A 24,031-nucleotide genomic window follows, 5' to 3' on the forward strand; every position below is an offset into this window, starting at 1 on the left:
CGGGTTTTTTTATGTCTGTCGCTTACGCCAATGCCGCAGTGTCAGCGAATCAGGTAGTCAGCCAGCAGGCGTTCGTAGCTCTGCAGAATTTTATCCTGCTCGCCACTGTCGATGAGAATACCCATTCCCATATCAAAAGAGTCGCGCAGCTGCTTACTGTGGAAGGCCGCGTAGTAGTAGGTTGGCGGGAACAGGTCGTGATACTGGTAAGCCTGTTGGTAAGTGGCATTATTCGGATCGTTACGGCGTAGCTGGCTGAGGAAATAACGGAAAATGGTCTGCTCCAGAATGATCACATCGGTATCCCCCCGGAACAGGGCTTCGACCTGTTTTTTCTGCTCTGCCAGTTCGCGATAAGCCGGGCTGCGGGCTGCTTCCGCTGCAAAGTTGCCCGGCAGCAGGCGGCTGGCCAGGTTGAAAGCATCAATACGGTAATCTCCCAGGCTACTGATCCCGCTCAGAGAAACCTTACGACTGCTGAGGCTGATGGCAACATTGTGAAAGACAATCAGTGGCTGGCGGGAAAATAACGCGTCCGGTGAGGCTGAGGCGCTGGTTATGCAGGCGATATCCAGTTCGCCTTTATTAAAGGCAGTGACATTATTGCTGTTATTGTCATAGCGGACGTCGATGGTTTTATTCTGCGTTTGCATGGCCCGGCGCAGAATATCCAGCACAATGCCGCGATCATTCTGGCGGATCACATAGGGGGGGATCGAGTCGCCACAGCCAACGCGTACAGCATCTGCTGTTTGTGCATGCGTGTTTGGGGAGGCCAGAAAGCAGAGCAAAAAGGCAGGCAGTGATAGTGAAAATAATCGCACAAGTAACGACATAATGCGGCAATCCAGTCCGACGATAGGGTCAGCATAACCGTATTTTGGCGATTTGCACGCGCTGGGCGCAGGATAAAACAGAAGGGAAAGAGTGCCGGCTCTGGAACAGAGCCGGCAGACAGAGCATCAGTTCTTTTTAGAACGTTTACGCTCGTTTTCGGTCAGGAACTTCTTACGCAGACGGATGCTGGTTGGCGTTACTTCCACCAGTTCGTCGTCTTCGATAAATTCCAGAGCCTGTTCCAGCGTATGCTTAACCGGCGGCGTCAGGTTGATGGCTTCATCGGTACCTGATGCACGAACGTTGGTCAGCTGCTTGGCTTTGGTTGGGTTAACCACCAGGTCGTTATCGCGGCTGTGCAGACCCACGATCATGCCTTCGTACACTTCCAGACCCGGAGCCACAAACAAGCGGCCACGTTCCTGCAGGGTGAACAGGGCATAACCCAGAATCTTACCCGGAACCATCGATACCAGTACGCCGTTGTGACGGGTAGAGGTCAGACCGGTCTGAACCGGACCGTAATGGTCGAAGATGTTGGTCAGGATGCCGGAACCGGAAGTCATGGTCATAAACAGACCACGGAAACCGATCAGGCCACGGGCCGGCATGATGAACTCAAGGCGTACGCGGCCTTTGCCATCCGGCACCATGTTGGTCATCTCGGCGCGACGGTTACCCATCTCTTCCATGATGGAACCCTGATGTTCTTCTTCGATGTCGATCACAACCTGTTCGTAAGGTTCCTGAATCTCACCGTCGATTTCTTTCTGCACAACTTCTGGCTTGGAGATACCCATCTCGAAGCCTTCGCGGCGCATGGTTTCAATCAGAACGGACAGATGCAGTTCACCACGACCGGATACTTTGAATTTTTCCGGGGTGTCACCTGGCTCGACGCGCAGTGCCACGTTGTGGATCAGTTCTTTTTCCAGACGGTCTTTGATATTACGGCTGGTGACGAACTTACCTTCACGGCCAGCGAACGGAGAATCGTTCACCTGAAAGGTCATGCTCACGGTAGGTTCATCAACAGACAGTTGTGGTAATGCTTCTACTTTAGAAGGATCACACAGTGTGTCGGAAATGCTCAGACCGTCGATACCGGAAATACAGACGATGTCACCGGCATTGGCTTCAGGGACAGCAACACGCTGCAGACCATGGAAGCCTTTAACTTCCAGCACGCGGCCCTTACGGGTTTTGCCTTCAGCAGAAACGATCTGTACGTCGGTGCCTGGCTTCAGCTTACCGCGGGCGATACGGCCAACACCGATAACACCCACATAGCTATCGTAATCCAGAGCGGAGATCTGCATCTGGAACGGACCGTCAAGGTCAACCGGTGGTGGTGTTACGTGGTCAACGATCATCTGGAACAGAGGCGACATATCGTCCGCCATGTTGTCAGGATCCAGACCAGCAATGCCGTTCAGGGCAGAGGCGTATACCACTGGGAAGTCGAGCTGTTCTTCGGTCGCGCCAAGGCGATCGAACAGATCGAACATTTCGTCCATAACCCAATCAGGACGGGCACCCGGACGGTCGATTTTGTTGATTACTACGATCGGACGCAGGCCGCGTTCGAATGCTTTCTGGGTTACGAAGCGAGTCTGCGGCATTGGGCCGTCGACGGCGTCAACCAGCAGGCAAACAGAGTCAACCATCGACATAACACGTTCCACTTCACCACCGAAGTCGGCGTGTCCTGGGGTGTCAACGATGTTGATGCGGTATTCATTCCATCGGATGGCGGTGTTTTTCGCCAAAATGGTAATACCACGCTCTTTTTCCTGGTCGTTGGAGTCCATGACCCGCTCGCCGCCCTGATCTTTGCGGTCCAGGGTGCCGGACTGCTCGAGCAGTTTGTCGACCAGCGTTGTTTTGCCATGGTCAACGTGCGCGATGATGGCGATGTTTCTGAGGTTGTCGATCACAAGAATGGCCTTGGTGAAAGTTTGTACAAAAAATGAGGCGCGATTATACCTGAAACGGGCCGTTAGCGTGACATCAATTTCGCCGTCTTTGGCAGATTATCCCGACATTTACTGCAGCAATAATAAGGCTGTTAATGAAAGCGCTGTTTTTGTGCCGAATCCCATGTACTGCGGTGTTCAAGTGAACCTATAATGTGCAGGCTTGTACTGGCTAGCGTATTCACCTCACGCCATCGCGCTAAAATGGTGCATTTGGTTCAGGTTGTGATTTATTTTGGTGCAGTGAGTGCCTGAGTGTTGTTTTGCGGCCCTGATTTTATGCGGGCTGCGCCATAAGATAAAATGGCACACTACTTGCTCCAATACTGAGCATGGCAAGCCGGGGCTAAACCCCGTATCAAGTTGAACCAGCATCTGGAGACAGTAAGATGTCAGAGAACACTCTGAATTTAATCAAAGAAAACGATGTGAAGTGGGTTGATTTGCGCTTTACCGATTTCAAGGGTAAAGAGCAGCACGTTACTATTCCTGCGCGTTATGTAGACGAAGACTTCTTCGAAACCGGACAGATGTTCGACGGTTCTTCTATTGCTGGCTGGAAAGGTATTAACGAATCCGACATGATCCTGCGTCCGGATGACAGCACCAGCTTCCTGGATCCATTCACCGAAGACGCCACTCTGGTATTGCGTTGCGACATCATCGAGCCTGCCACTATGCAGGGCTACGACCGCGACCCTCGCTCTGTAGCACTGCGTGCTGAAGAGTACCTGAAGTCCACTGGTCTGGGTGACACTGCATTCTTTGGTCCAGAACCAGAATTCTTCATGTTTGACGATGTTCGCTGGGGCTCTGACATGTCCGGCAGCTTCTGCAAAATCAACTCTTCCGAAGCTGCATGGAACACCGAAGCGGTTATGGAAGGCGGCAACCTGGGTCACCGTCCACGCGTTAAAGGCGGTTACTTCCCGGTTCCACCAGTAGACAGCCACCACGACATCCGTGCTGCCATGTGTAACACACTGGAAGCCATTGGTCTGGACGTTGAAGTTCATCACCACGAAGTGGCGAACGCCGGACAGAACGAAATCGGTGTTAAGTTCAACACTCTGGTTAAGAAAGCTGACGAAGTGCAGATGCTGAAATACGTTATTCATAACGTTGCTGCTGCTTACGGTAAAACCGCTACGTTCATGCCTAAGCCAATCTGTGGTGACAACGGTTCCGGTATGCACGTACACATGTCTTACTGGAAAGACGGTGTGAACCAGTTCGCGGGCGACGGCTATGCCGGTCTGTCTGAAACGGCTCTGTTCTACATCGGTGGTGTGATCAAGCACGCTAAGTCCCTGAATGCGTTCACCAACCCAGGTACTAACTCTTACAAGCGTCTGATCCCAGGCTTCGAAGCTCCGGTCATGCTGGCTTACTCTGCCCGTAACCGTTCTGCTTCTATCCGTATTCCTTACGTTGCGTCGCCAAAAGGCAAGCGTATCGAAGCACGTTTCCCTGACCCGATCGCTAACCCATACCTGGCTTTCGCAGCTCTGCTGATGGCTGGTCTGGACGGCGTTAAGAACAAGATCCACCCTGGCGATGCAGCTGACAAAGATCTGTACGATCTGCCAGCTGAAGAAGCAGCCAAGATTCCACAGGTTTGTGGCTCTCTGCGTGAGGCTCTGGACAGCCTGAAAGCTGACCACGAGTACCTGACTGCAGGCGGCGTATTCAGCAAGGATATGATCGAAGCTTACATCGACCTGAAGATGGAAGAAGTTTACCGCGTTGAGCACACCACTCACCCGGTTGAATACGATATGTACTACAGCGTGTAATACGCTTTAGCCAGATCGTAAAAAGGGCTCTTCGGAGCCCTTTTTTTATTGCTGTTTTTCTGCTGGTTAAGCTGTTGCTGCGGCTTATTTAGTCTTTAACGGCAAGGGTGGCTAGGCATCGTTGCTGTCAGCGCCTAGTATGTCGGTGTTATTTTCCGGAGTGCTGAATGTGAGTCTGAGCTGGAGTAAGAACGGTCTGGTTTCTGCCCTTAAACCGATGGACTGGCAGTTTCGTGAGCCGGCCTCTGGTGCGCAAATGGATGCTTATCTGCAGATGTACCGGCTGGACTTTCCAGAGCTGAGTGGCGTGCGTCACTTTGCCGGGCTGATACAGGCGGCTGATTACCAGATAGCTGTGCAGGTATGGCGTCCACAGAACCCGCGCGGTACTGCCATCGTTGTTCATGGGTACTACGACCATGTTGGTCTTTACGGTTCGCTGATTGGCTTTTGCCTGCAGCAGGGGCTGAATGTGGTGACGTTCGATCTGCCCGGGCACGGACTTTCCAGCGGCGAGAGCGCATCCATCGGCAGTTTCCAGGAATACGACGAAGTGTTCAGCCTGATTCTGCAGCGTACCCGTGGCGGCCTTGGCGGCCCGTTGTATGTCTTCGGTCAGAGTACCGGTGGCGCCATCATTATTAATTATCTGCTCAAGCGCCAGCTGACCAAAGCGCAATCACCCTTTGCCGGCATTACCCTGATGGCTCCTCTGGTACGCCCGAAAGGCTGGTACAGAGGCCGTTTGGTGCATACCTTTGTCAGCCTGTTTCTGCGTCAGGTACGGCGCAAATTTAACCCCAATTCGGCGGATACCGAGTTTCTGCGCTTTATCGCTGAGCAGGATCCGTTGCAGCCACATCACCTCAGTGTGCGTTGGGTCGGAGCCCTGAAGCAATGGATACCCTATATTGAAGCATTACCCGCTTCTGAACTGGCGGTAACCATCGTGCAGGGCGATAACGATAATACCGTCGCCTGGCGTCATAACCTGAAACTGCTGGCGCAGAAGTTTCCCCGTCAGCGTCTGATGATGTTGCCCGGTGGTCAGCACCACCTGGTGAATGAGTCACCGCAGCACAGAGAGCAGATCTATCGTCAGCTGGCGGAATGGTTGCTGTCCGATTCCAACCCGGTCTGATTTCCAACTTTTGCCATATTGACCCGAATTGTCCTAAGAGTATAACTATCCGCTGCGTAGTATCGCGCAAAAGGCCAATGGCTGTGATTCAGCAGGCAAGGATGTCTGCACTGCAGGAGAATGACATGGACGCGCGTCTGGATAGTAATAAAAAGCTGGTACACAATTTTGTTGAGCTGACCTGGAATCAGGGGCGCTTTAATCTGGCGCGTTCGCTGGTTGCCCGCGACTTCACCTACTATGCGAGCATGGTCAATATGCCGCTGGGTCTGGATGGTATGGAGACCCTGATTCAGACTATCCGCAACTCTATGGAAGACTTTTCCATTGGGGTTGAAGAGGTGGTGTGTGAAGGCAATCTGGTGGTTACCCAATCGACCTTCAGTGGCACGCTTGTGCGCCCGCTGATGGGCTTTGAGCCTGTGGATAAGGTCATTGCCCTGCATGCGGCCACCTTCTGGCAGGTGCGCCACGGTATGATTCAGTCGGGCAACTCTTTGCTCGACACCGCAGACCTGTTTCATCAGGTGCGTAAAATCATGACACCCAATGCCGTGGCTGCGGCGTTCTGAGCTATTTACGGAAGTGGCTGAGTAAGTCCTGAGCCATTTCCCTGATCGCCTCCCGAATACTCATTTTATTGCGCGGATTATGACTGCCATCGCAGTAGGGCATGGCCCCACTGCGTCCGCAGCTGCACAACCACACCAGTTGCTTCTGATCGCTGTGCAGGCTCAGCGGTCGGGGGCAATTGTCGGCGGCAAAGGGTGCGCTGCTGCAGCGTCCGCACTGGCAAATCTGATAGCTCTGGTCTGCATTCAGGGTGACCACATGGGGCGTTATTTCATTCATGGAAATGTCCGTCGTCGGCGGCCAGATGCAGAATATGCGACCATTCTTCAGCGCTTACCGGCTGAACGGAAAGGCGAGAACGGTTGAGCAGAGCCATTTCCTGCAGCGCACTGTCTTTGCGCATATCTTTCAGCGGAATGGGGTGTTTGAGTGCGCGCAGGGCTTCGACTTCGATGGTGATCCAGCGCGGATTGGCCGCATCGGATTTTGCATCAAAATAATCGGAGGCCGGATCAAACTGTGATGGATCGGCAAGTCCGGTGCGGGTAACGCGGCACACGCCGATAATTGCAGGCTCTTTACAGCTGGAATGGTAAAAAAACGCCAGATCTGAGACCTGGATCTCATCCCGCAGTATGTTCCGCGCTTGATAATTGCGCACGCCGTCCCATACTGTGCGCCTGCCTGGTGCGGCCTCAAGATGATAATAACTAAAAACGTCCGGCTCAGATTTCAGTAACCAGTGATTCATATTTTCTGACTATAAAGTGGTCCGAGTATTGCTCTCGCGAGAGGTGCCATTAATAAGCACGGGGCTGAGCGGTATGCGGCCAGCCTAGCATCCAATGATCACCGGTTCTAATCCGTTATGCGGAATACAGTAGGAACAATAACAAATGAAAAAGCCAGATATCCTTATCCTTCTCAGCGTCATCGTTCTGTTGGGAGCTGCGGTGACGGGTATGACCAGTGAGGTCAAACGCCCGGCGTCACTGATGACGATGGAAAACAGCATTCGCTGAAGAGAGCACGTCGGAATTATTCAGCGTAGGCCTGAAAACGATGCAGCCCTGCATCGGTGGCAATGGCTGTCAGCGGGATATCCCAGTCTTCAGCGGGTAGTGCCGCTGTCTTTTGTAATTCATAGGCACAGCCAATCAGCCGGGGTTTGTTTCCGGGCTGGCGGCTGAAGGCCAGTGTGCGGTCATAAAATCCGCCGCCCATTCCCAGCCGGTTGCCATCTTTATCAAAGGCAACCAACGGCATACAGATCAGATGAATAAAACGTGCTGGCATGGCCCGGTGGCCGGCAAAGTCTGGCTCGCTGATACCAAAACGGTTTTTCACCATGCGGCTCTGGCGGTTAAACGGCAGAAAGCTCAGATGTCCTTTGCGCAGCGGATGCAGTACCGGCAGGTAGAGGGTTTTGCCACGGCGCTGTAAATCGCGGATAAAGACTGAAGTATCAATTTCACCATCGTTGGTGAGATAGACGGCAATATGACGGGAATGCTGAAAGTGAGCAGACTGACGCAGAGCGCGCAGCAGATGCCTGGCGGCCTGTTCACGCTGGCGGCGGTTAAGCGCGCGGCGCTGGCGGCGCATGTGCCGGCGTAGTTCGGTTTTATTCATCGGAATTAAACGCAGAAATGGGAAGAGCTCCCCACTGTGCCGCTGTCGTAAATAAAGGCCTTGAACCCTGTGGTCCAAGGTGGCAGGCCAGACACTGAATCAGGCTTTCCGGCGGGCGGACATGCACACATCAGCGAGTGAAACCTTCCATAAAAAAAACATCGGCTCAGGACTTTATCGACTGGCAAACACCCCAGGGAGCAGGCGAAGTATATCAGAGATAATCGTGAAAAAATGAAGATTTTGTAATGAAAGCGGCGCTACAGAATCACAACTCCAGCTGCAGATTCTGTTCCAATGCTTCGTCGATGGCGCTGTGCATCTTATCCAGATCGCGCTTCATCTGCTGGTGTTCGGCTTCCAGCTCGCGCAGTTGGTGGGCGATATTGAGTGCTGCAATCACCGCAACGCGATCGGTGCCCAGCACTTTTCCGGCAGAGGAGCCGGCATTCTTTATTTCGGACATTTTTTCGTTGAGATAACGCGCGGCATCACGCAGCTTCTCTTCAGCACCATCCGGACAATTGATACGGTACTCACGATCCAGAATTTGTAATTCCAGCGTTTTGGACGGGTTAGCCACTATTGCGCTCCAGCGTTTGCAGACGGGTAATCATTTCATTGACCTTGCGACGGGCAATTTCGTTCTGCTGCATCAGTTTTGCACGCTCGGCCTGCCAGCTCGCTTCGGCAGCACGCATGGATTTATTCTGCTCGCGCAGTGCCTGGTGCACGGTCAGCAGTTTTTCGATCTTACGCTGCAGGCTCTGGAGTTCAGGATTTTGCATTGCCATCATAGTGGTAGTGAGAACAGGGTTACTATAAGAGGCTGCTGCCAGCGGGGTCAATCGGCGACGGCGGCTTTGCCGCTTTATTCCCGCCGCTTCCGGCATTTGCGCATACTTTCGCGGCAGCAATGATAGAATGACGGCTTTCCCTCCCGTTGAGGACGTTATGACGATCGAATTTTCTGCAGCCGCTGATCTGTGGCTGGAATCCCGCTGCTACCAGACTCCATCCGCCCTGCATGGCTGGCTGACCGGCTATCTTGCTTCCGGTGCGCGGCTTAAACCGGCCGACTGGTTAGTGGAAGCTCAGGAATATCTGGAGCTGGAAGATGCCCCTGAAGCACCACTGCAATCTTTTTTGCAGACGTTTTACGATGACGTTCTGGTGGGACTGAGCGGTGAGTCGATGGAATTCAGTGTGCTGTTGCCGGCCGATGAAGATGCCGATATCGACGAGCAGGTTGAATGCCTGGCACAGTGGAGCAAAGGCTTCCTCGATGGCTTTGGTGCTTCCGGCCAGATTCAGGGCAAGGTGCCGGAAGATGTGATGGAAGTGCTGCAGGATCTGGATGCCTTCTCGCAGGCGTCACTGGACGATCCACAAGACCCACAGAACGAAATGCTCTATCTGGAACTGGCCGAACATGCCCGTGTTGCCGCGCTCACGGTCTTTTACGGTATGAACAAAGCCGCACCGGCAACCAAAACCCTGCACTGATCTGCACGCATTGACGAGGTGATGATGAAACTCGATGTCCGCGAATACGCCAAACGCCGCCGCCAGCTGATGGAGCTGATGAGCCCGAACAGCATTGCTATTGTGCCATCTGCGCCGGTCACGGTGCGTAACCGCGACGTGGAGCATCCTTTCCGTCAGGACAGCGACTTCTATTACTTGTCCGGCTTTGCTGAAGAGCATGCCGTGTTGGTTCTGATTCCCGGCCGTGAGCATGGCGAATACGTGCTGTTCTGTCAGGAAAAAATCAAAGAGCAGGAAATCTGGACCGGCCGCCGCGTCGGCCCGGAAGCCGCGCCTGAGGTGCTGGGCTGTGATGATGCTTTCCCGATCAGCGATATAGACGACATCCTGCCCGGCCTGATCGAAGGCAAAGACCGCATCTACGCCAGTTTGGGTGTCAGCCCGAACTTTGATAACCAGCTGATGCAGTGGGTTAACCATATCAAAACTCAGGTGCGTAACGGCGCCACGCCGCCGCACGAGTTCAGTGCGCTGGATCATTTATTACACGATCAGCGTCTGATTAAATCCCCTGCAGAAATTAAGGTTATGCAGAAGGCCGCCGACATCAGCGCCGAAGCGCACACCCGTGCTATGCAGATGGTCAAGCCGGGCATGTTCGAGTTTGAGCTGGAAGCCGAGATTATGCGCACCTTTATGGCCGCTGGCAGCCGCTGGCCGGCGTATCCGTCGATTGTGGGGGCCGGTGATAACGCCTGCATTCTGCATTACACCCACAACAATATGGCGATTAAAGACGGCGACCTGATTCTGATCGACGCCGGTTGTGAGCTGGACTACTACGCCGCCGATATTACCCGCACCTTCCCGGCTAACGGTAAATTCAGCGCCGAGCAGAAGGCGATGTACCAGCTGGTGCTGGATGCGCAGTATGCCGCGATTGAGCAGATCAAAGCCGGTAATCACTGGAATCAGCCGCACGAAGCGGCGGTACGGGTGCTGGTCGAAGGGCTGGTGCAGCACGGCCTGCTCAGTGGCGATGTCGACGAGCTGATTGAGAATCAGGAATACCGCCAGTTCTACATGCATAAAACCGGTCACTGGCTGGGTATGGATGTGCACGATGTCGGCGAATACCGCATCGGTGGTGAGTGGCGCATTCTCGAAGAAGGCATGGTGATGACCGTTGAGCCGGGTCTGTATATCTCGCCGGACGATGAAACGGTGGACGCCAAATGGCGCGGCATCGGCATCCGCATCGAAGACGATGTGGTGGTGACCAAAAGCGGCTGCAAAGTCCTGACCGCTGCCGTTGTTAAAGAGATTGATGATATTGAAGCCCTGATGGCGGGCTGAGGAACAGCATGAGCAAGCACATCCCGCAGTCTGACATTGTGGTACTGGGCGCCGGCATGGTCGGTGCCAGTCTGGTGCATCTGTTAAAACCGGCGCTGGCGCGCGGGATGAGCCTGACCTTAATCGACCGTCAGGCGCTGAACTGGGATGGTGATATTGCCAGCCGTCCGCCCAGCTTTGATGGCCGGGCGACGGCGTTGTCGTACGGTACACAACAGATTCTCAGTCAGCTGGGTGTGTGGGGCCTGATGGCTGAACGCGCCTGTGCCATCGAGCATATTCAGGTCTCTGATCAGGGCCGCTTTGGCCAGACCCAGCTGCACGCCAGTGAACAGAATGCCGAGGCCCTGGGTTATATCGTTGAAAACGCCGTGATTGGTCAGGGCCTTTTAAGCGGACTGGAACAGCCGGGCGTCAGTATCAAAGCCCCGGCCCAGGTGCAGGGCGTACAGATGAACGCTGACGGCGCGCTGCTGACCTTCGATAACGGCGAACAACTGCAGGCCAGTCTGCTGGTGCTGGCCGATGGTGCGCGTTCAGCGTTGGCGCAGCAGCTGGGTATTCAGCATGAACGCCGCGCTTATGGCACCCATGCGCTGGTGACTCAGGTTGAGGTCGACCGTGAACACGGTCACTGGGCGTATGAGCGCTTCAGTGAAGATGGCCCGATTGCTTTTCTGCCGCTGAATAAAAAAGACTTCGCCGTGGTGTGGACGCTGGCCGATGACCAGATTGAACAGGTCAAAGCCTTGCCCGAAGCCGAATTCCTTGCCCGTCTGCAGCAACAGATCGGATATCGTCTGGGACGTTTAATGCGTGTCGGCGAACGCGCCAGCTACCCGCTGGCACTGGTGCAGAGTAAAGAGCAGGTGCGGCGTTCGCTGGTATTACTCGGCAACGCGGCGCACAGTCTGCATCCGGTCGCCGGACAAGGCTTTAACCTCGCACTGCGCGATGCCGCCGTACTGGCCGAATACCTCAACCACGCCTGGCAGCAGAATCAGCCGCTGGGCGATCTGGCGTTATTACAGGCTTACGAGCAACAGCAGCAGGCTGACCAGCGCAACACCATCATGGCCAGCGATCTGTTGCCACGCTTGTTTGGTTCAAAACTGCCGGGTATGGCGCTGCTGCGCGATGCTGGCCTGCTCAGCATGTCGGCCCTGCCAACCGCGCGCAAGCTCTTTACCCGTCATGCGATGGGTTTAGGACAACGGGCCGCTAAGCTTCCGGCCACGCCGCTTTCAGGAGAATCTGCATGAACTATGACGTCGTGATTGTTGGTGCCGGACTGGTGGGGCAGGCGATTGCCAGCGCGCTGGTGCAGGGGGCACAGCAAAAGCCTTTGCGCATTGCCCTGATTGATCCGGCGTTCCGCACACAGGCTCCGGCCAGCGGCAGCGAACTGGCCGATTATGATTTGCGCGTGTCGGCGTTAACCGCCAAAACCCAGGCTTTCTTAACCCGTCTGGGCGCCTGGCAGAAGATTCCGCCGCAGCGTCTCAGTCCTTACACCGGCATGCACGTCTGGGATGCTGAAGGCACAGGTTCTGTGACCTTCGATGCCGCCGATCTGCATGCTCCCTGTCTGGGTCATATCGTCGAAAACCGGCAAACGTTGTGGGCGATCCAGCAGTGCCTGCAGGAAACGCAGGGCGTGGATGTACTGACGCAGAAAGTTCGCTACCTCGATAACCGTGACGCCGAAGGTTACACCCCGGTCGTACTGGAAAACGATGACAGGTTGCTGGCCAGACTGGTGATTGGTGCTGATGGTGCACTATCGCGGGTGCGCCAGTGGGCTGGTCTGCCGACCACCGAGTGGGATTATGGCCATCACGCCATTGTTGCCACAGTACGGCTTGAACAACCGCTGCTGGCGACCGCCTGGCAGCGCTTCCGCCCTGAAGGGCCGCTGGCGTTACTGCCGCTGCCGGGTGATGAACATCTGGCGTCTATCGTCTGGTCGACTTCGCCGGCGGAAGCCGATGCGGTACTGGCGATGGATGAAGCCGGCTTTAACGCCGCTCTGACTCAGGCGTTTGAAGGGCGTTTGGGGCAGGTGCTGGCCAGCTCGGCCAAAGCCCGCTTCCCGCTGCGCCAGCGTCATGCCCGGGATTACTGGTGTGAAGGCGTGGTGTTGGCCGGTGATGCCGCACATACCATTCATCCGCTGGCCGGACAGGGTGTGAACCTGGGCTTTAAAGATGCCGAAACCCTGGCGGAAGAAATCCTGCGAGCGCACAGCAAAGGGTTGGATCTTGGTGGTGAGCTGGTGCTCAGCCGTTATCAGCGCCGCCGTCAGGCCGACAACCTCAGCACCATGGCGGCGATGGAAGGCTTTAAGCAGCTGTTCGCTGCTGATCAGCCATTGCTGCGTTTATTACGCAACGAAGGGATGCGCCTGTTCGACAAACTGTTGCCGGTTAAGCAGCACGTAATGATGAAAGCGATGGGACTGGATTGATCGAGCTAGCCGGATAAAAAACGAGCCTCAATTGAGGCTCGTTTTCGTTGGTTTTCCTGCAGGCAGAATTAACGGCCGTACTGCTCACGCAGCGCCTGAATACGACGTTCCAGCGGCGGGTGAGTGGAGAACAGGGCAGACATCTTGCCTTCGCCACCGATACCAAAGGCCACCAGTTCACCGTTCAGTTCGCTTGGCTGGTCGTAGGTTTGCTGCAGGGCAGCCAGCGCGCTGATCATTGCGGCCGGGCTGACCAGCTCGGCACCGGCCTGGTCGGCACGGAATTCACGGCGACGGCTGAACCAGGCAACGATGGTCGAAGCCAGAATGCCCAGTACGATCTCGGCGATAAAGGTCGTCACATAGAATGCGATGCCCGGACCGTCTTCATTCTTGAATACCGCACGATCGACGAAGTTACCGATAATACGGGCGAAGAACATTACAAAGGCGTTCACCACACCCTGAATCAGGGTCAGGGTAATCATATCGCCGTTGGCAACGTGGCCGATTTCGTGGCCCAGCACTGCCTTGATCTGCTCTTTATCCATACGCTGCAGCAGGCCGGTCGATACCGCGACCAGTGCATTGTTGCGGTTCCAGCCGGTAGCAAAGGCGTTAGGCGCCGCCGAACCGAAGATACCCACTTCCGGCATACCGATACCGGCTTTGTCAGCCAGTTCTTTTACTGTGCTCAGCAGCCACTGTTCACCGGCATTTTGCGGCTGATCGATGATTTGTACGCCCATTGTGCGCTTCGCCATCCACTTGGACAGCAGCAGCGAGATCACCGAACCGACCATACCGAACACTAAACAGAACACCAGCAGGTTGCCGAGGTTCAGGCCATTGCCGCTGCGTTCCAGGTAACTGCCCACACCGAGCAGCGACAGGGTAACGCTCGCCACCAGAACAACGGCTAAGTTGGTGGCCAGAAACAGAATAATGCGCAACATGTGCGACTCCTTTAAGGGTTGTTCTCAGTGGTTCCACGAGTGCTCAACAGAACAGATTTGAGCACGGATTTATGACAGCAAGAATGGTGATTTTTCCGCAGTTTTCAAGCGGGATTATTGTCAGGAAGGGTAATTATGGCGGTTATTCCTTTGCACTGTTATTAAAAGTGCTGCGCTTAAATGATAGTTGTCTTAATTAATGCTGTGACTGGCCGATAAACAGTTAAATCACAACTCATCATCACAGGTCAGGGATCAGACCATGGCAATTACACCACGCATCAGCGAAGTCGGCAGTTTCCAGTTTATCAGGCCGGGCCGGACCAGTGATGGCCTGCTGACCGATCAGCTGGCGCGTACCGGCGGCAGCGAACTGAGAGCGGCGGCAAAAGGTCAGTCACTGCACTCGCAGCCCGTCGCAGATTCGACTTACCGCGAGCCGGTTAACCGCAACCTGTGGCAAAGCGATCAGTCGTGGACGCGTTTTGCCGGCTCACTGAACGATACCGAAGTAATTAATGGCGTGAGCCCTGAGGGGCGGGAGCAGCTGGTCTCTGCCTCCGACTCCCTGAATATACCTAAGGATTTTCGCCCCGGAGCTGTGCTGACCGATTTGCTGGGGCGCGGCGTGTCACAGCTCAGCAGTACCAGCGGGCGTTACGCTTATGCCGATGACGGTACCCGTCCGGCGCTGACAGAAATCGGCAAGGTCAGCCTGAAATACGGTTATCAGGAAGAAAAATTCAGCCTGAAACTGACCACCAATTCGGGTAAGGAATTAACCCTGAACCTGACCCATCAGAGCGGCTGGGGTCAGAGTGACGATGGCCGTGCACTGGAAGTAGATCAGTGGCTGGTGGGCTTTACCCTGGATGAATCGCTGAGTAAGGAAGAGCAGGAAGAAGCGCTGCAACTGGCCTCATCACTGGATAAACTGGCACGGCGTTATCTGGCCAGTGGCCATCTTGATCTGGAAAATCTGGGGCTGGATAAACTGCAGCAATTCTCGGCGGTTTCACTCGACCTTAAAGGCGCTGGTGGTGAGAGCAGCGATCTGCTGCGCATTGAATACCGCAACGATGATGAGCAGCGCAGCCTGAATGTGCTGCTGCATGAAGACAAACTGAAGCTGGATCTGAGCAAAGCCGGTTGGGCGCAGTTAGGCACGGAAGCACAGCGGCAGGACAGTCTGAAAGAATATCTGACGCTGATCGAACAGAGCGGTGAACGCGGCAATGCCGATAAACAGCAGCTGGATTTAATGCTCGATGCCTTCGCCCTGTTGCATAAACCCGAACAGCATCCGCAGGATCTGGCGCGGCAGGAACAGGAGCAGCCACCGCAAACGCCAACCGGAATCGACGTGGGTTTTGCCCGCAGTGGTTTGACTGCGCTGAGTGGTCTGGAGGATTTCAGCTTTTCTTTTCAGGCGCAGGTCAGCAAGCCCAATCCTGATGCACAGCGGAATAATGAAAAAATCAGCTTTGGATTGAATTTCGCACAGGATACCAAAGGCGAAACCGGTGATGCCGGCAGCCTCGCCGTAGAGCAAACCCAGGCGTATCAGTTTAAGGCCAGCTTTTATGAGCCTTTGCCCTGGCTGGAGCTGGTGGATTTCAGCAAGCAGAACTACCAGTACATCGAGACTGAAGCCCGCGCCACCGAGGTAACCAGCCTGCGCTACGAAGATTTCACCCTGCAGCATGCTTCGCAGCAAAGTCAGAATGAATGGCACGAGCGGCGGCGAACCTATGTGCTGGGCAGCCTCGACAGTGATGTCAGTGAAGGCGATAAAAATCAGGACATAACTGACTTTACCGAAGCCGCGATTCTGGCTGAGCGCGAACAGCAACAGCAGTTGCTGGATGATCTGCTCGGCAGCCGCATACCGCAGCCGTGGCAGCGATGACATTTTCGCGCAGAAGTGGTTATTTCCTATCAGCCTAAAGCCGCCATTGGTTCCCCGGCGTGAATCCCTTATGATGCCCCTGTCCCAGGGGGTGGCCCGATTGTCTGAATCCGGCCTGAGATGCCATAGGTTTACCTGCGTAAACGGCAAACCCCTAGAACCTGATCCGGTTAGTACCGGCGTAGGAATGGGGGTGAGTACGCACAGTCTGCGGCGGCTCGCATCACAACCGGGAGGTTGGCGTTAAACGCAACCGGCCCCTACGCACTACCCGGGTCTTTCTTGTATTTTGAGGAATGACCCTGAATGAAAAAAACACCGCTTTCCCTGTTGGTTTTACTGGCCCCGCTGTCGGCTTTGGCGGCTGATGACGTTACCCTCAGCACGCAAACCGTGCAGGCCGATTTCCGTAAAACCGATGTGCAGCAGATTCCCGAAGCCGTCACCTTAGTTGGCAGCGAGCAGATTGAAGCCCGTTCGGCGCAGCATCTGGACCAGATATTAAGCTTTGCTCCCAACGTGAACTTTGCTTCCGGTACTTCCCGTGGGCGCTATTTTCAGATTCGCGGTATCGGCGAACGCAGCCAGTTTGTTGATCCGGTGAATCCATCTGTGGGTCTGGTGATCGACGGTATCGATATGACCGGTTTAGGTGCTGCCGCGACCCTGTTTGATGTGCAGCAGGTGGAAATTCTGCGCGGCCCGCAGGGCACCCGTTTTGGTGCTAACGCACTGGCCGGCATGATCAATATCCGCAGTAATGACCCGACGCAAAATAATGAAGGTTATATCAGTGCCAAAGCCGGCAACTACAGCAGCTATGGTCTGGGGGCGGCGTTATCCGGTTCACTGAGTGATAACCTGCAGGGGCGTATTGCCATGCATGGTTTTGAGTCCGATGGTTATATCGACAACGAATTTTTAAACCGTGACGACACCAATAACCAGGACGAGAAAATCGCCCGCGCTAAACTGCACTGGCAACTGTCTGAGCGCAGTGAATTAAATCTGACCTATTTATACGCCGATATCGATAACGGTTACGATGCTTACAGCCTTGATAATAACCGCACAACATTGTCGAACCGTCCTGGTAAAGATACACAGGATACCAACGCTTTTGCGCTGGCGTATAACCGCGAACTGAATTCCGCAGTTCGCTTTGAAAGTGAAATCACCGGCAGCTGGAATAAAGCAGAATACAGTTACGACGAAGACTGGGCGTACGGTGAATATATCTGGCTGAGCGATGATCCTGTGTACCAGCCAGACCCATGCGATACAACTCAGGGGCCTTGTTTGGCTCCTGTTGATGGTTACAGCTCTTTTGATCAATACCTGCGGAGTTTTGATCGCAACAGCATTGGCCTGCGCTTTCTATCCGGCACCGACGGCCGTTTATTTTCTGATTCAACCGACTGGGTAGCGGGCATCTATATGATGCAGCGGGAAGAAACACTGAAACGCAATTACACCTATAACAACGGACAGTATCAGAGCGATCTGACCGTGGATTCGGTATCGGCTTATGCAGAACTAAGCACAGCCTTTACTCCATCCACAACGCTGACTTACGGCGTACGTGCGGAAAACTGGAAAAATGATTTCAGTGATAATGCCAATACGCTGGATGCTGCAAAAAATGACGTGGCCAGCGATACTAACGAAACGTTATGGGGCGGAAAAGTTACGCTGGAAACACTGCTGGGTGTTGACCATCTGGGCTACATCTCTCTGGCCCGTGGTTATAAAGCCGGTGGCGTGAATACTGATCCGGATATTTCCGAAGCTAACCGCACTTTCGATACTGAGTTTAATAATACGGTTGAGCTGGGTCTTAAGTCGTCTCTGGCAGACAATGCACTGAAAACCCGCCTTGCTGTATTTTATATTCAGCGTAAGAACCAGCAGGTTAAAAGCTCATATGCGGTACAAAAACCGGATAACAGCATCACCTTTCAGGACTATCTGGCCAACGCGGCTGAAGGTCGTAACTATGGTCTTGAGCTGGAAAGCGACTGGGCCATCAGTGAGCGTCTGAACTGGGTATTCAGCTATGGTCTTCTGCGTACCGAATTTTCCGATTATTCTTATCAAACAGCTGCTGGCGAGTTTAATAAAGATGGTCGAGCTCAGGCACATGCACCGGAATACAGCCTGGCTACTGCGCTGATTTATGCGCTGACCGATACATTATCGTTGCGCGCAGAAAGTGAAGCTAAAGATGAATTCTATTTTTCTGACAGTCACGATGAAAAAGCCCGCGCCTCGGTACTCTGGCATGCCCGCCTGAGCTATCAGCAGGGGCCGTTGGATCTTGCACTGGCCGGCCGTAACCTGACCAACCGTGAAACCGATGTTCGTGGTTTTGGTGGTTTTGGTAACGACCCTCGTAATGGCTATGCCGAAAATGCTTATCGTCAGCTGGGCGAACCGCGTCTTGTGATGCTGGAAGCCAAATATTCATTCTGATAAATGCAGCCGGACGTCTGACGTCCGGCTTATTAACTGGAGATCCAAATGGAAATATCAGTAGAAATCAGCAAATACCCTCTGGCCGATGATTATATTCCGGCGATTAAATCGTTTATCGACCGTCTGAATCAGGTTGAAGGTTTAACCATCGTTACCAATACCATGAGTACACAGGTGTTCGGTGACTATGATCTGGTAATGGATACCTTAAAAGAAGAAATGCGCCTGAGCTGGGAGCAGTTCGGCAAGAGCATTTTTGTCTGCAAATTTATCGGTACCAATCTCGATCCGGCACTTAATCCACACGGATAATACGTCCGACGTCCGACGTCCGACGTCCGACTTTGCCCTTAAACCAAGGATTCCTGCATGACCGACATCTGGAACAGTATTGAACAGGCGGCGCAGGCCATGAGCGGCTGGGAACTGGTCGCCGTTATTCTGGGTATTGCCTATTTAGTGCTGGCCATGAAGCAGAGCATCTGGTGCTGGTACGCGGCCTTTGGCAGTACGGCTATTTTTATCGGGTTGTTCTGGGATGTCAGCCTGCTGATGGAATCGGCGCTGAATGTGTATTACCTGATTATGGCGGTCTATGGCTGGTGGCTGTGGCGCGCCAATAAAGGGGCAGATAATAAAAATGAGAACTCACAGGCCCCGGCTGCTGAGTTACCAATACAGTCCTGGGCATTAAAACAACACCTGCTGGCGATTGGCAGTGTGATTGTTCTGAGTTGTATCAGCGGTTACCTGCTCAGCGAAAACACCTCGGCGGTATTGCCTTACCTTGATTCATTCACCACCTGGGGTGCGGTGATTACTACTTGGATGGTGGCAAAAAAAGTACTGGAAAACTGGCTCTACTGGATCGTTGTCGACAGTGTTGCCATCTTCTTATATATCGACCGAGAGCTGTATTTAACGGCGGTACTGATGGCAGTGTACGTGGTGCTGGTCATTATTGGCTGGTTTAACTGGTTGCCACAATTTAAGGCACAACTTAATGCACAACAAAACCGCGATGATAATACTGTGCTGACCACTCCATCGGCGTGGAAAGTAGCCGAATAACAACAATAAGGCGATACCTATGCTGCAGCAGATTTTAGACGACTGGCCACACTGGCAATTGTGCAGCGAAGCGCCAACGCTGGATAATATCAGCCCATTGCCCGGTGGGCTTACCAATCATTGTTATCTGCTGCGCTTGCCAGAAGGCGATTATGTGTTGCGGGTAGAAGGGCGGAATTCCAGAGCGCTGGATATTAATCGTGCCGCTGAATTAACAATACATCATCTGGTCGCTGATCAGGGGCTGACCCCGGTTATCCGCTTTCGCTCAGAAAGCGGCCATTACTGGATCCGCGATTATGTGCCGGGCATGCCATTAACCAATCCGCAGCTGGATCTGCGACTGTTGTTAACCATGGCGCAGCAATTACAGCAACTGCATCAGTTGCGCCCGCCTGCCGGAATACCAAAGCTCAGCATCAGTGAAAAAGCCGGTCATTACTGGGATATTATTACAGCGCAGTTCGCCATTATGGATCGCATGACGGCTGCAGCTGATGAGTTGCTGGCTTTGCGCGGTCCGCTGCAAAGTCTGTTGAGCGGTGCTCCCGATAATCAACGCTGCCTGTGCCATATGGACCCGACCGCCCCCAACTGGATCCAGACTGCTGATAACAAACTGGTATTGCTAGACTGGGAATACGCTGCTATCGGTCATCCGTTATGGGATCTGGCTGCTTTATTACAGGGTGTGGATTTATCCGCCGATGATGAACAGACACTGCTGCAGGCCTATGGTTTAAAACATTATCGCGGCTGGGAATTTGCCAAAACACAGATGAGCTATCTGGCCGCACTCTGGTACCGGGCGCAGGGGCTGTGGAGTGACCGGGAGCTGATTGCTTATTTAAATGGCCTTAAGGCGCTGGCGGAGTGATGGCTCCGTTATCACTATCAGTATCATATCTGTGGTAATCTTATAATTAATAATTTTGTAGCTTGGATTCATGGATGAAATTTTTACGTACGCTGCTTCCTATTTTTACATGCGCAGCTGCTGTATCGGGCTGTATTTTTGATCATGATAAATCCCAATCAGATGCCAATACGTCTTATATTCCAATCAAAGGGTTGCACTATGAGTCGGCATCTTATTCAGGATATACCAACACTGAAGGTGAGTATCGTGCCAATAAAGGTGAGACCACTACCTTTTCAATAGGCCAAACCAGAATTGCTTCATTCGAGAGCGTATCATCACTGACACTTGATGATTTTCTAGCGACTAATCTTCCTGATAACGAGCATGCTGTTGCTGCTGCACTGAGCTCTGATTCAGATGGCAGCTTTCACCGTATGGCAAATATAGCGGCATTGCTGATGGTGCTGGATTATGATCAGAACCCCAGCAATGGGATAGACCTGAGTAACTGGCAGGGTAGTAATAGCCTGCCACCTGTTGATCTTAATCAGAATCTGTATAGGTTCTTCTATTTAACACTCGCTGAATTGGCGCAGAGTAAGGGGCTGACTCGCCGAAATCTGGCGGTATCGGAACCATTGAGTTTTATCTATCGTCTTGCAGGTATTCAGGTTGAGGTCGAAATGCCAGACAAACTGAATAATCAACCAATCTTCGAATATGATTCTCAGGGACGCATAACCAAATACCGGGTGTATGGAGATTCAGCATTTTCTTCCGAGTTATCATATCGTTCTGATGGACGTATCTCCGAATTTCATTTTCCGGAAATATCGATTGTCGGAATGGATTATTCGGTGATTTATAATTCAGATTTTAGACCAATTCAGCGCTATGAAAAATATGAAAGTAAACTCTTTAAATACGACAGCTCTGGTTTTCTGACAGCCATTACTGAGGCATTTTTTGGAACAATAAATCAGGGTGAATTCAGTTACAGCTATAATTCTGATGACGGGATTCAACGCACAACCGAAAAATGCGACACTAATTTCGATGGTGTGACAGATAAAACAACGCAGATTAGCCAATATTTAAATAACTCTGGTGATTTTAGTCGTCGCGATGTGAGTATTAATAACGATGCAAGCGGTTCTGAATATATCCGGATCAGTGAACGTTATCATTATGATATCGGAGGAAATATATCAGGCTATGTTTATGAAAAAAATAATGCGCTGACCGTGGAGATGCTAAAACAGATAAAGAAAGACTTTATCCGTACTGATACTGGCAAACTTCAGTCCTATAGTGAACAGGTTAAATATAATGACGGAGGGTGGCATAAGCAGAGTCTTACCTTTAATGAAAGTGGGAAAATATTACGCAAAATTTATTCTGATGGAACCGATGATGTACTGGGTGGTGAGAGTGTTTATGACTATCAATACGATAATGCTGGTAATCAGACTCAGTATAAAAAAAATACCGACAGTCAAGGTGACGGAGTTGTTGATGTAATCAGCGTTATTGACAGTCAGTACTCAGATTCTGGTCAGTTTCTGGCGTCAAAGGAAATCAGGAAAACCCGTGAAATTGTCGATTATTATCAGGTGAAAAAAAATATCTACAATGATCAAGGGAAATTGACCATCGCCAAAACAGAGACAGACAGTGATGGGAATGGAATAACCGATTCAATCGTCACAACCACATCAATTTATAATGACAGCGGCGACTTAATTCTTGGTCAGTCAGTGTTGCATCAGGATGGCAATGGTGTAACTGAATCGATAACAGAGTCTTCTTTCACTTATACGGCGAGCGGTCATATAGCATCGAAGCATCTGCTTCAGGACAAGGATGGTGATGGTACTGTTGATTTCCGTGATGATATTTTCTACGGCTATAAACATCGTGCAGATGGCCTGTCTTATCTGGTTGAAAACAACATTCCAATTAATGATCTGACAGAGTGGCATAAATATGCTTTGGCCAGTGATTTCTGGCTGCAACATCTGCATGCTATGGGGCAGGCAGAACTTATGGAAAGCATTTTTAATAAACGGCAGTGGACGGTGCGACCTGATAACTAATTGACTGTAACGGTTCTGCGTGCCAGTAGTTTATTCTTAAACTCCGCCGGATCTTTCTGCAGCGCCATTTCCCCCGCCTGTTGCTGCTGAATGCGGCGGGTTAATAAACGGCTCAGCCAGAAGCGCAGGGCCGCGCCTCTTAACACTAAATTCCAGCTGGTTTTTTCTGCATCGTTTAATGGCCGTACGCTTTCATAGCCGTTTAATAAGGCTTCCACACAACCGGCTTTCCACTCGCCGTTAATATCGCAGCACCAGTCGTTGGCGATGATCGCCAGATCGTAGAGCAGGGCACCATCGCAGGCGTTGTATAAATCGAGAATGGCGCCAACCTGGCCATCAGCGGTGAAGAGGGCGTTGTCATGAAACAGGTCGCCGTGAATCCAGCCCTGCGGCAGGCTCAGCCACTGGGCGCGCTGTTGTGTCTGAAAGTGCAGTTCGTCTTCCAATAGCGTCTGTTCTTCGCGGGTTAAATCGCTGCTCAGCTCCGGGCTGATCGTAACCCACCAGTCAAAACCACGGCTGTCATTGCGGCGGTTATGCAGCGGCAGGGCAGCCAGATGCAGTTCCGCCAGCGCGCGGCCAATGGCTTCGCAGTGTTGCGGTTGCGGATCATGAATATGCTCGCCGGGCAGGCGCGGACAGATAATCGCCGGTTTGTCTTTCAGGCTGTGCAGCCACTCGCCATCACGCGCTGCCAGTGGTGCCGGAACCTGCAGGCCCTGTTGGCCCAGATGATGCGCCAGACGTACAAACTCACGCACTTCATTGTTGTTATGGTGCTCAAACAGGGTGAGCACATACTCACTCTGCCGGCCCTGCTGCTGGCAGGTAACGAAGTAGTTGGTGTTCTCGATACCGGCGGCGATGCCTTTATATGAAACTAACGTACCCAATTCAAAATGTGCAAGAAAGGCTTCGGTGTCGCTCTGGCTCAGCGAGGTATAAACAGACATAGGAAGTATCCGGAGATCAGCAGGCTGGTTGATTTTGGTCGTGTTGCGGGCCTGATTGCCGCAGGCACCACAGGCGGAACCATACTGGCAGTCATGCCTGGCGGGGTTAATCGCCCGACAGGCTTAAAATACGAGCTTATTACCAGCGGAAGATAACCCATTTCGGTACGCGCATCTGCGGGTTATCTTTGCGTACGAATTCGTTAGTTTCCTGCTCGGAAGGGATCAGGTAGTAGGCCGGGCCCATTTTCGGCACGACTTTGATTTCGCTGATTTCGCCGTTAATGCGGAATTCGTAATAGGTATTATCGCCATCGTTGCGGATGGTGACGGTCTCACCGACAGGCTCGGCCGCAAGGGCGCTGCCGCTGGCCAGCAGAGCCGGAACAAACAGGATTGTCGCCAGAAGTTGCTGAATCTTCATGGTAAACTGCGCCTCA

The 24,031-nt window shown here is 52.8% G+C and carries 24 protein-coding genes, 1 other RNA gene and 1 riboswitch; of the genes, 14 read left to right on the forward strand and 11 right to left on the reverse strand.

Annotated elements, in window-relative coordinates:
- Positions 1 to 41: 41 nt before the first annotated feature.
- Together NYR02_RS09820 and typA are read right to left on the reverse strand one after the other, a co-directional pair.
- Positions 42 to 836, reverse strand: coding sequence for a type 2 periplasmic-binding domain-containing protein (locus NYR02_RS09820; RefSeq protein ID WP_260976185.1), 795 nt, complete (start codon positions 834 to 836; stop codon positions 42 to 44).
- Positions 837 to 962: 126 nt separating this feature from the next.
- Positions 963 to 2,774 carry a translational GTPase TypA gene (typA, locus tag NYR02_RS09825; RefSeq protein ID WP_260976186.1) on the reverse strand — a complete coding sequence of 604 codons (1,812 nt, stop codon included), beginning with the start codon at positions 2,772 to 2,774 and terminating at the stop codon, positions 963 to 965.
- Between the two features lie 428 nt (positions 2,775 to 3,202).
- Here typA and glnA point away from each other — a divergent pair, with 428 nt between their 5' ends.
- The 3 genes from glnA to NYR02_RS09840 all read left to right on the forward strand — a co-directional run bounded on the left by glnA (position 3,203) and on the right by NYR02_RS09840 (position 6,322).
- Complete coding sequence (gene glnA, locus NYR02_RS09830; protein WP_260976187.1) at positions 3,203 to 4,609, forward strand: glutamate--ammonia ligase; 1,407 nt, start codon at positions 3,203 to 3,205, stop codon at positions 4,607 to 4,609.
- Positions 4,610 to 4,778: 169 nt separating this feature from the next.
- Positions 4,779 to 5,750: an alpha/beta hydrolase gene (locus NYR02_RS09835; protein WP_260976188.1), complete on the forward strand. Its 972-nt coding sequence runs from the start codon at positions 4,779 to 4,781 to the stop codon at positions 5,748 to 5,750.
- Between the two features lie 125 nt (positions 5,751 to 5,875).
- On the forward strand, positions 5,876 to 6,322 hold the full coding sequence (locus NYR02_RS09840) for an ester cyclase (RefSeq protein WP_260976189.1): 447 nt from the start codon (positions 5,876 to 5,878) through the stop codon (positions 6,320 to 6,322).
- A 1-nt stretch (position 6,323) separates the two neighbouring features.
- Here the strand turns inward: NYR02_RS09840 and NYR02_RS09845 are convergent, their stop codons facing one another.
- Together NYR02_RS09845 and NYR02_RS09850 are read right to left on the reverse strand one after the other, a co-directional pair.
- A complete protein-coding gene (locus NYR02_RS09845; RefSeq protein ID WP_230332151.1) occupies positions 6,324 to 6,602 on the reverse strand; it encodes a CDGSH iron-sulfur domain-containing protein in 279 nt (92 codons plus the stop codon).
- A complete protein-coding gene (locus NYR02_RS09850; RefSeq protein ID WP_260976190.1) occupies positions 6,595 to 7,074 on the reverse strand; it encodes an EVE domain-containing protein in 480 nt (159 codons plus the stop codon). Before NYR02_RS09850 ends, NYR02_RS09845 begins: the two co-directional genes overlap by 8 nt.
- A gap of 145 nt (positions 7,075 to 7,219) precedes the next feature.
- Here NYR02_RS09850 and NYR02_RS09855 point away from each other — a divergent pair, with 145 nt between their 5' ends.
- On the forward strand, positions 7,220 to 7,345 hold the full coding sequence (locus NYR02_RS09855; protein WP_255449004.1) for a hypothetical protein: 126 nt from the start codon (positions 7,220 to 7,222) through the stop codon (positions 7,343 to 7,345).
- A gap of 16 nt (positions 7,346 to 7,361) precedes the next feature.
- On the opposite strand, the gene NYR02_RS09860 is transcribed toward NYR02_RS09855, so the two are convergent.
- The 4 genes from NYR02_RS09860 to NYR02_RS09875 all read right to left on the reverse strand — a co-directional run bounded on the left by NYR02_RS09860 (position 7,362) and on the right by NYR02_RS09875 (position 8,752).
- Positions 7,362 to 7,955, reverse strand: coding sequence for a 5-formyltetrahydrofolate cyclo-ligase (locus tag NYR02_RS09860; protein ID WP_260976191.1), 594 nt, complete (start codon positions 7,953 to 7,955; stop codon positions 7,362 to 7,364).
- Between the two features lie 24 nt (positions 7,956 to 7,979).
- A non-coding RNA gene (gene ssrS, locus NYR02_RS09865) (6S RNA) lies at positions 7,980 to 8,158 on the reverse strand.
- A 65-nt stretch (positions 8,159 to 8,223) separates the two neighbouring features.
- Positions 8,224 to 8,538, reverse strand: a complete 315-nt coding sequence (locus NYR02_RS09870) for a cell division protein ZapA (protein ID WP_260976192.1) — start codon at positions 8,536 to 8,538, stop codon at positions 8,224 to 8,226.
- Positions 8,531 to 8,752 (reverse strand): TIGR02449 family protein, encoded by a 222-nt coding sequence (locus tag NYR02_RS09875; protein ID WP_260976193.1) that lies wholly within the window; start codon positions 8,750 to 8,752, stop codon positions 8,531 to 8,533. Before NYR02_RS09875 ends, NYR02_RS09870 begins: the two co-directional genes overlap by 8 nt.
- A gap of 157 nt (positions 8,753 to 8,909) precedes the next feature.
- On the opposite strand from NYR02_RS09875, the gene NYR02_RS09880 reads away from it, so the two are divergent.
- The 4 genes from NYR02_RS09880 to NYR02_RS09895 are packed head-to-tail and all read left to right on the forward strand — an operon-like array spanning position 8,910 to position 13,266.
- Complete coding sequence (locus tag NYR02_RS09880; protein WP_260976194.1) at positions 8,910 to 9,461, forward strand: UPF0149 family protein; 552 nt, start codon at positions 8,910 to 8,912, stop codon at positions 9,459 to 9,461.
- A gap of 24 nt (positions 9,462 to 9,485) precedes the next feature.
- Positions 9,486 to 10,799, forward strand: coding sequence for a Xaa-Pro aminopeptidase (gene pepP, locus NYR02_RS09885; protein ID WP_260976281.1), 1,314 nt, complete (start codon positions 9,486 to 9,488; stop codon positions 10,797 to 10,799).
- 8 nt (positions 10,800 to 10,807) lie between these two features.
- Complete coding sequence (gene ubiH / locus NYR02_RS09890) at positions 10,808 to 12,061, forward strand: 2-octaprenyl-6-methoxyphenyl hydroxylase (protein WP_260976195.1); 1,254 nt, start codon at positions 10,808 to 10,810, stop codon at positions 12,059 to 12,061.
- Positions 12,058 to 13,266: a UbiH/UbiF/VisC/COQ6 family ubiquinone biosynthesis hydroxylase gene (locus NYR02_RS09895; protein WP_260976196.1), complete on the forward strand. Its 1,209-nt coding sequence runs from the start codon at positions 12,058 to 12,060 to the stop codon at positions 13,264 to 13,266. Before ubiH ends, NYR02_RS09895 begins: the two co-directional genes overlap by 4 nt.
- Before the next feature lie 68 nt (positions 13,267 to 13,334).
- Here NYR02_RS09895 and htpX read toward each other — a convergent pair whose 3' ends face one another.
- Positions 13,335 to 14,222, reverse strand: a complete 888-nt coding sequence (gene htpX, locus NYR02_RS09900) for a protease HtpX (protein ID WP_260976197.1) — start codon at positions 14,220 to 14,222, stop codon at positions 13,335 to 13,337.
- 262 nt (positions 14,223 to 14,484) lie between these two features.
- Here htpX and NYR02_RS09905 point away from each other — a divergent pair, with 262 nt between their 5' ends.
- The 6 genes from NYR02_RS09905 to NYR02_RS09930 all read left to right on the forward strand — a co-directional run bounded on the left by NYR02_RS09905 (position 14,485) and on the right by NYR02_RS09930 (position 22,635).
- Positions 14,485 to 16,131: a hypothetical protein gene (locus NYR02_RS09905; RefSeq protein WP_260976198.1), complete on the forward strand. Its 1,647-nt coding sequence runs from the start codon at positions 14,485 to 14,487 to the stop codon at positions 16,129 to 16,131.
- 77 nt (positions 16,132 to 16,208) lie between these two features.
- A riboswitch (TPP riboswitch) is annotated at positions 16,209 to 16,336 on the forward strand.
- 101 nt (positions 16,337 to 16,437) lie between these two features.
- Entirely contained in the window at positions 16,438 to 18,603 is a 2,166-nt protein-coding gene (locus tag NYR02_RS09910) for a TonB-dependent receptor (protein WP_260976199.1), read from the forward strand.
- Positions 18,604 to 18,651: 48 nt separating this feature from the next.
- Positions 18,652 to 18,918, forward strand: a complete 267-nt coding sequence (locus NYR02_RS09915; RefSeq protein WP_145467106.1) for a YkoF family thiamine/hydroxymethylpyrimidine-binding protein — start codon at positions 18,652 to 18,654, stop codon at positions 18,916 to 18,918.
- A 57-nt stretch (positions 18,919 to 18,975) separates the two neighbouring features.
- The gene (pnuC, locus tag NYR02_RS09920; RefSeq protein WP_260976200.1) at positions 18,976 to 19,677 is read left to right on the forward strand and encodes a nicotinamide riboside transporter PnuC; all 702 of its coding nucleotides are present in this window, start codon (positions 18,976 to 18,978) and stop codon (positions 19,675 to 19,677) included.
- Positions 19,678 to 19,696: 19 nt separating this feature from the next.
- Entirely contained in the window at positions 19,697 to 20,554 is an 858-nt protein-coding gene (locus tag NYR02_RS09925) for a choline/ethanolamine kinase family protein (RefSeq protein ID WP_260976201.1), read from the forward strand.
- Between the two features lie 74 nt (positions 20,555 to 20,628).
- Positions 20,629 to 22,635: a hypothetical protein gene (locus NYR02_RS09930; RefSeq protein ID WP_260976202.1), complete on the forward strand. Its 2,007-nt coding sequence runs from the start codon at positions 20,629 to 20,631 to the stop codon at positions 22,633 to 22,635.
- On the opposite strand, the gene NYR02_RS09935 is transcribed toward NYR02_RS09930, so the two are convergent.
- Entirely contained in the window at positions 22,632 to 23,591 is a 960-nt protein-coding gene (locus tag NYR02_RS09935; protein ID WP_260976203.1) for a homoserine kinase, read from the reverse strand. The genes NYR02_RS09930 and NYR02_RS09935 overlap by 4 nt on opposite strands.
- 139 nt (positions 23,592 to 23,730) lie before the next feature.
- Positions 23,731 to 24,015: a DUF2782 domain-containing protein gene (locus tag NYR02_RS09940; RefSeq protein ID WP_260976204.1), complete on the reverse strand. Its 285-nt coding sequence runs from the start codon at positions 24,013 to 24,015 to the stop codon at positions 23,731 to 23,733.
- Positions 24,016 to 24,031 lie beyond the last annotated feature (16 nt).

Source organism: Thalassolituus pacificus (assembly GCF_025318105.1).
GTDB classification, from domain to species: Bacteria; Pseudomonadota; Gammaproteobacteria; order Pseudomonadales; family Oceanobacteraceae; genus Venatoribacter; species Venatoribacter pacificus.

What these genes read in the sequence shown, in the direction of transcription:
- NYR02_RS09820 (WP_260976185.1), bottom strand. Translation starts at nt 836, where the DNA reads ATGTCGTTACTTGTGCGATTATTTTCACTATCACTGCCTGCCTTTTTG.
- glnA (WP_260976187.1), top strand. Translation starts at nt 3,203, where the DNA reads ATGTCAGAGAACACTCTGAATTTAATCAAAGAAAACGATGTGAAGTGG.
- NYR02_RS09840 (WP_260976189.1), top strand. Translation starts at nt 5,876, where the DNA reads ATGGACGCGCGTCTGGATAGTAATAAAAAGCTGGTACACAATTTTGTT.
- NYR02_RS09845 (WP_230332151.1), bottom strand. Translation starts at nt 6,602, where the DNA reads ATGAATGAAATAACGCCCCATGTGGTCACCCTGAATGCAGACCAGAGC.
- NYR02_RS09850 (WP_260976190.1), bottom strand. Translation starts at nt 7,074, where the DNA reads ATGAATCACTGGTTACTGAAATCTGAGCCGGACGTTTTTAGTTATTAT.
- NYR02_RS09855 (WP_255449004.1), top strand. Translation starts at nt 7,220, where the DNA reads ATGAAAAAGCCAGATATCCTTATCCTTCTCAGCGTCATCGTTCTGTTG.
- NYR02_RS09860 (WP_260976191.1), bottom strand. Translation starts at nt 7,955, where the DNA reads ATGAATAAAACCGAACTACGCCGGCACATGCGCCGCCAGCGCCGCGCG.
- NYR02_RS09875 (WP_260976193.1), bottom strand. Translation starts at nt 8,752, where the DNA reads ATGATGGCAATGCAAAATCCTGAACTCCAGAGCCTGCAGCGTAAGATC.
- NYR02_RS09880 (WP_260976194.1), top strand. Translation starts at nt 8,910, where the DNA reads ATGACGATCGAATTTTCTGCAGCCGCTGATCTGTGGCTGGAATCCCGC.
- pepP (WP_260976281.1), top strand. Translation starts at nt 9,486, where the DNA reads ATGAAACTCGATGTCCGCGAATACGCCAAACGCCGCCGCCAGCTGATG.
- ubiH (WP_260976195.1), top strand. Translation starts at nt 10,808, where the DNA reads ATGAGCAAGCACATCCCGCAGTCTGACATTGTGGTACTGGGCGCCGGC.
- NYR02_RS09895 (WP_260976196.1), top strand. Translation starts at nt 12,058, where the DNA reads ATGAACTATGACGTCGTGATTGTTGGTGCCGGACTGGTGGGGCAGGCG.
- htpX (WP_260976197.1), bottom strand. Translation starts at nt 14,222, where the DNA reads ATGTTGCGCATTATTCTGTTTCTGGCCACCAACTTAGCCGTTGTTCTG.
- NYR02_RS09905 (WP_260976198.1), top strand. Translation starts at nt 14,485, where the DNA reads ATGGCAATTACACCACGCATCAGCGAAGTCGGCAGTTTCCAGTTTATC.
- NYR02_RS09910 (WP_260976199.1), top strand. Translation starts at nt 16,438, where the DNA reads ATGAAAAAAACACCGCTTTCCCTGTTGGTTTTACTGGCCCCGCTGTCG.
- NYR02_RS09915 (WP_145467106.1), top strand. Translation starts at nt 18,652, where the DNA reads ATGGAAATATCAGTAGAAATCAGCAAATACCCTCTGGCCGATGATTAT.
- pnuC (WP_260976200.1), top strand. Translation starts at nt 18,976, where the DNA reads ATGACCGACATCTGGAACAGTATTGAACAGGCGGCGCAGGCCATGAGC.
- NYR02_RS09925 (WP_260976201.1), top strand. Translation starts at nt 19,697, where the DNA reads ATGCTGCAGCAGATTTTAGACGACTGGCCACACTGGCAATTGTGCAGC.
- NYR02_RS09930 (WP_260976202.1), top strand. Translation starts at nt 20,629, where the DNA reads ATGAAATTTTTACGTACGCTGCTTCCTATTTTTACATGCGCAGCTGCT.
- NYR02_RS09935 (WP_260976203.1), bottom strand. Translation starts at nt 23,591, where the DNA reads ATGTCTGTTTATACCTCGCTGAGCCAGAGCGACACCGAAGCCTTTCTT.
- NYR02_RS09940 (WP_260976204.1), bottom strand. Translation starts at nt 24,015, where the DNA reads ATGAAGATTCAGCAACTTCTGGCGACAATCCTGTTTGTTCCGGCTCTG.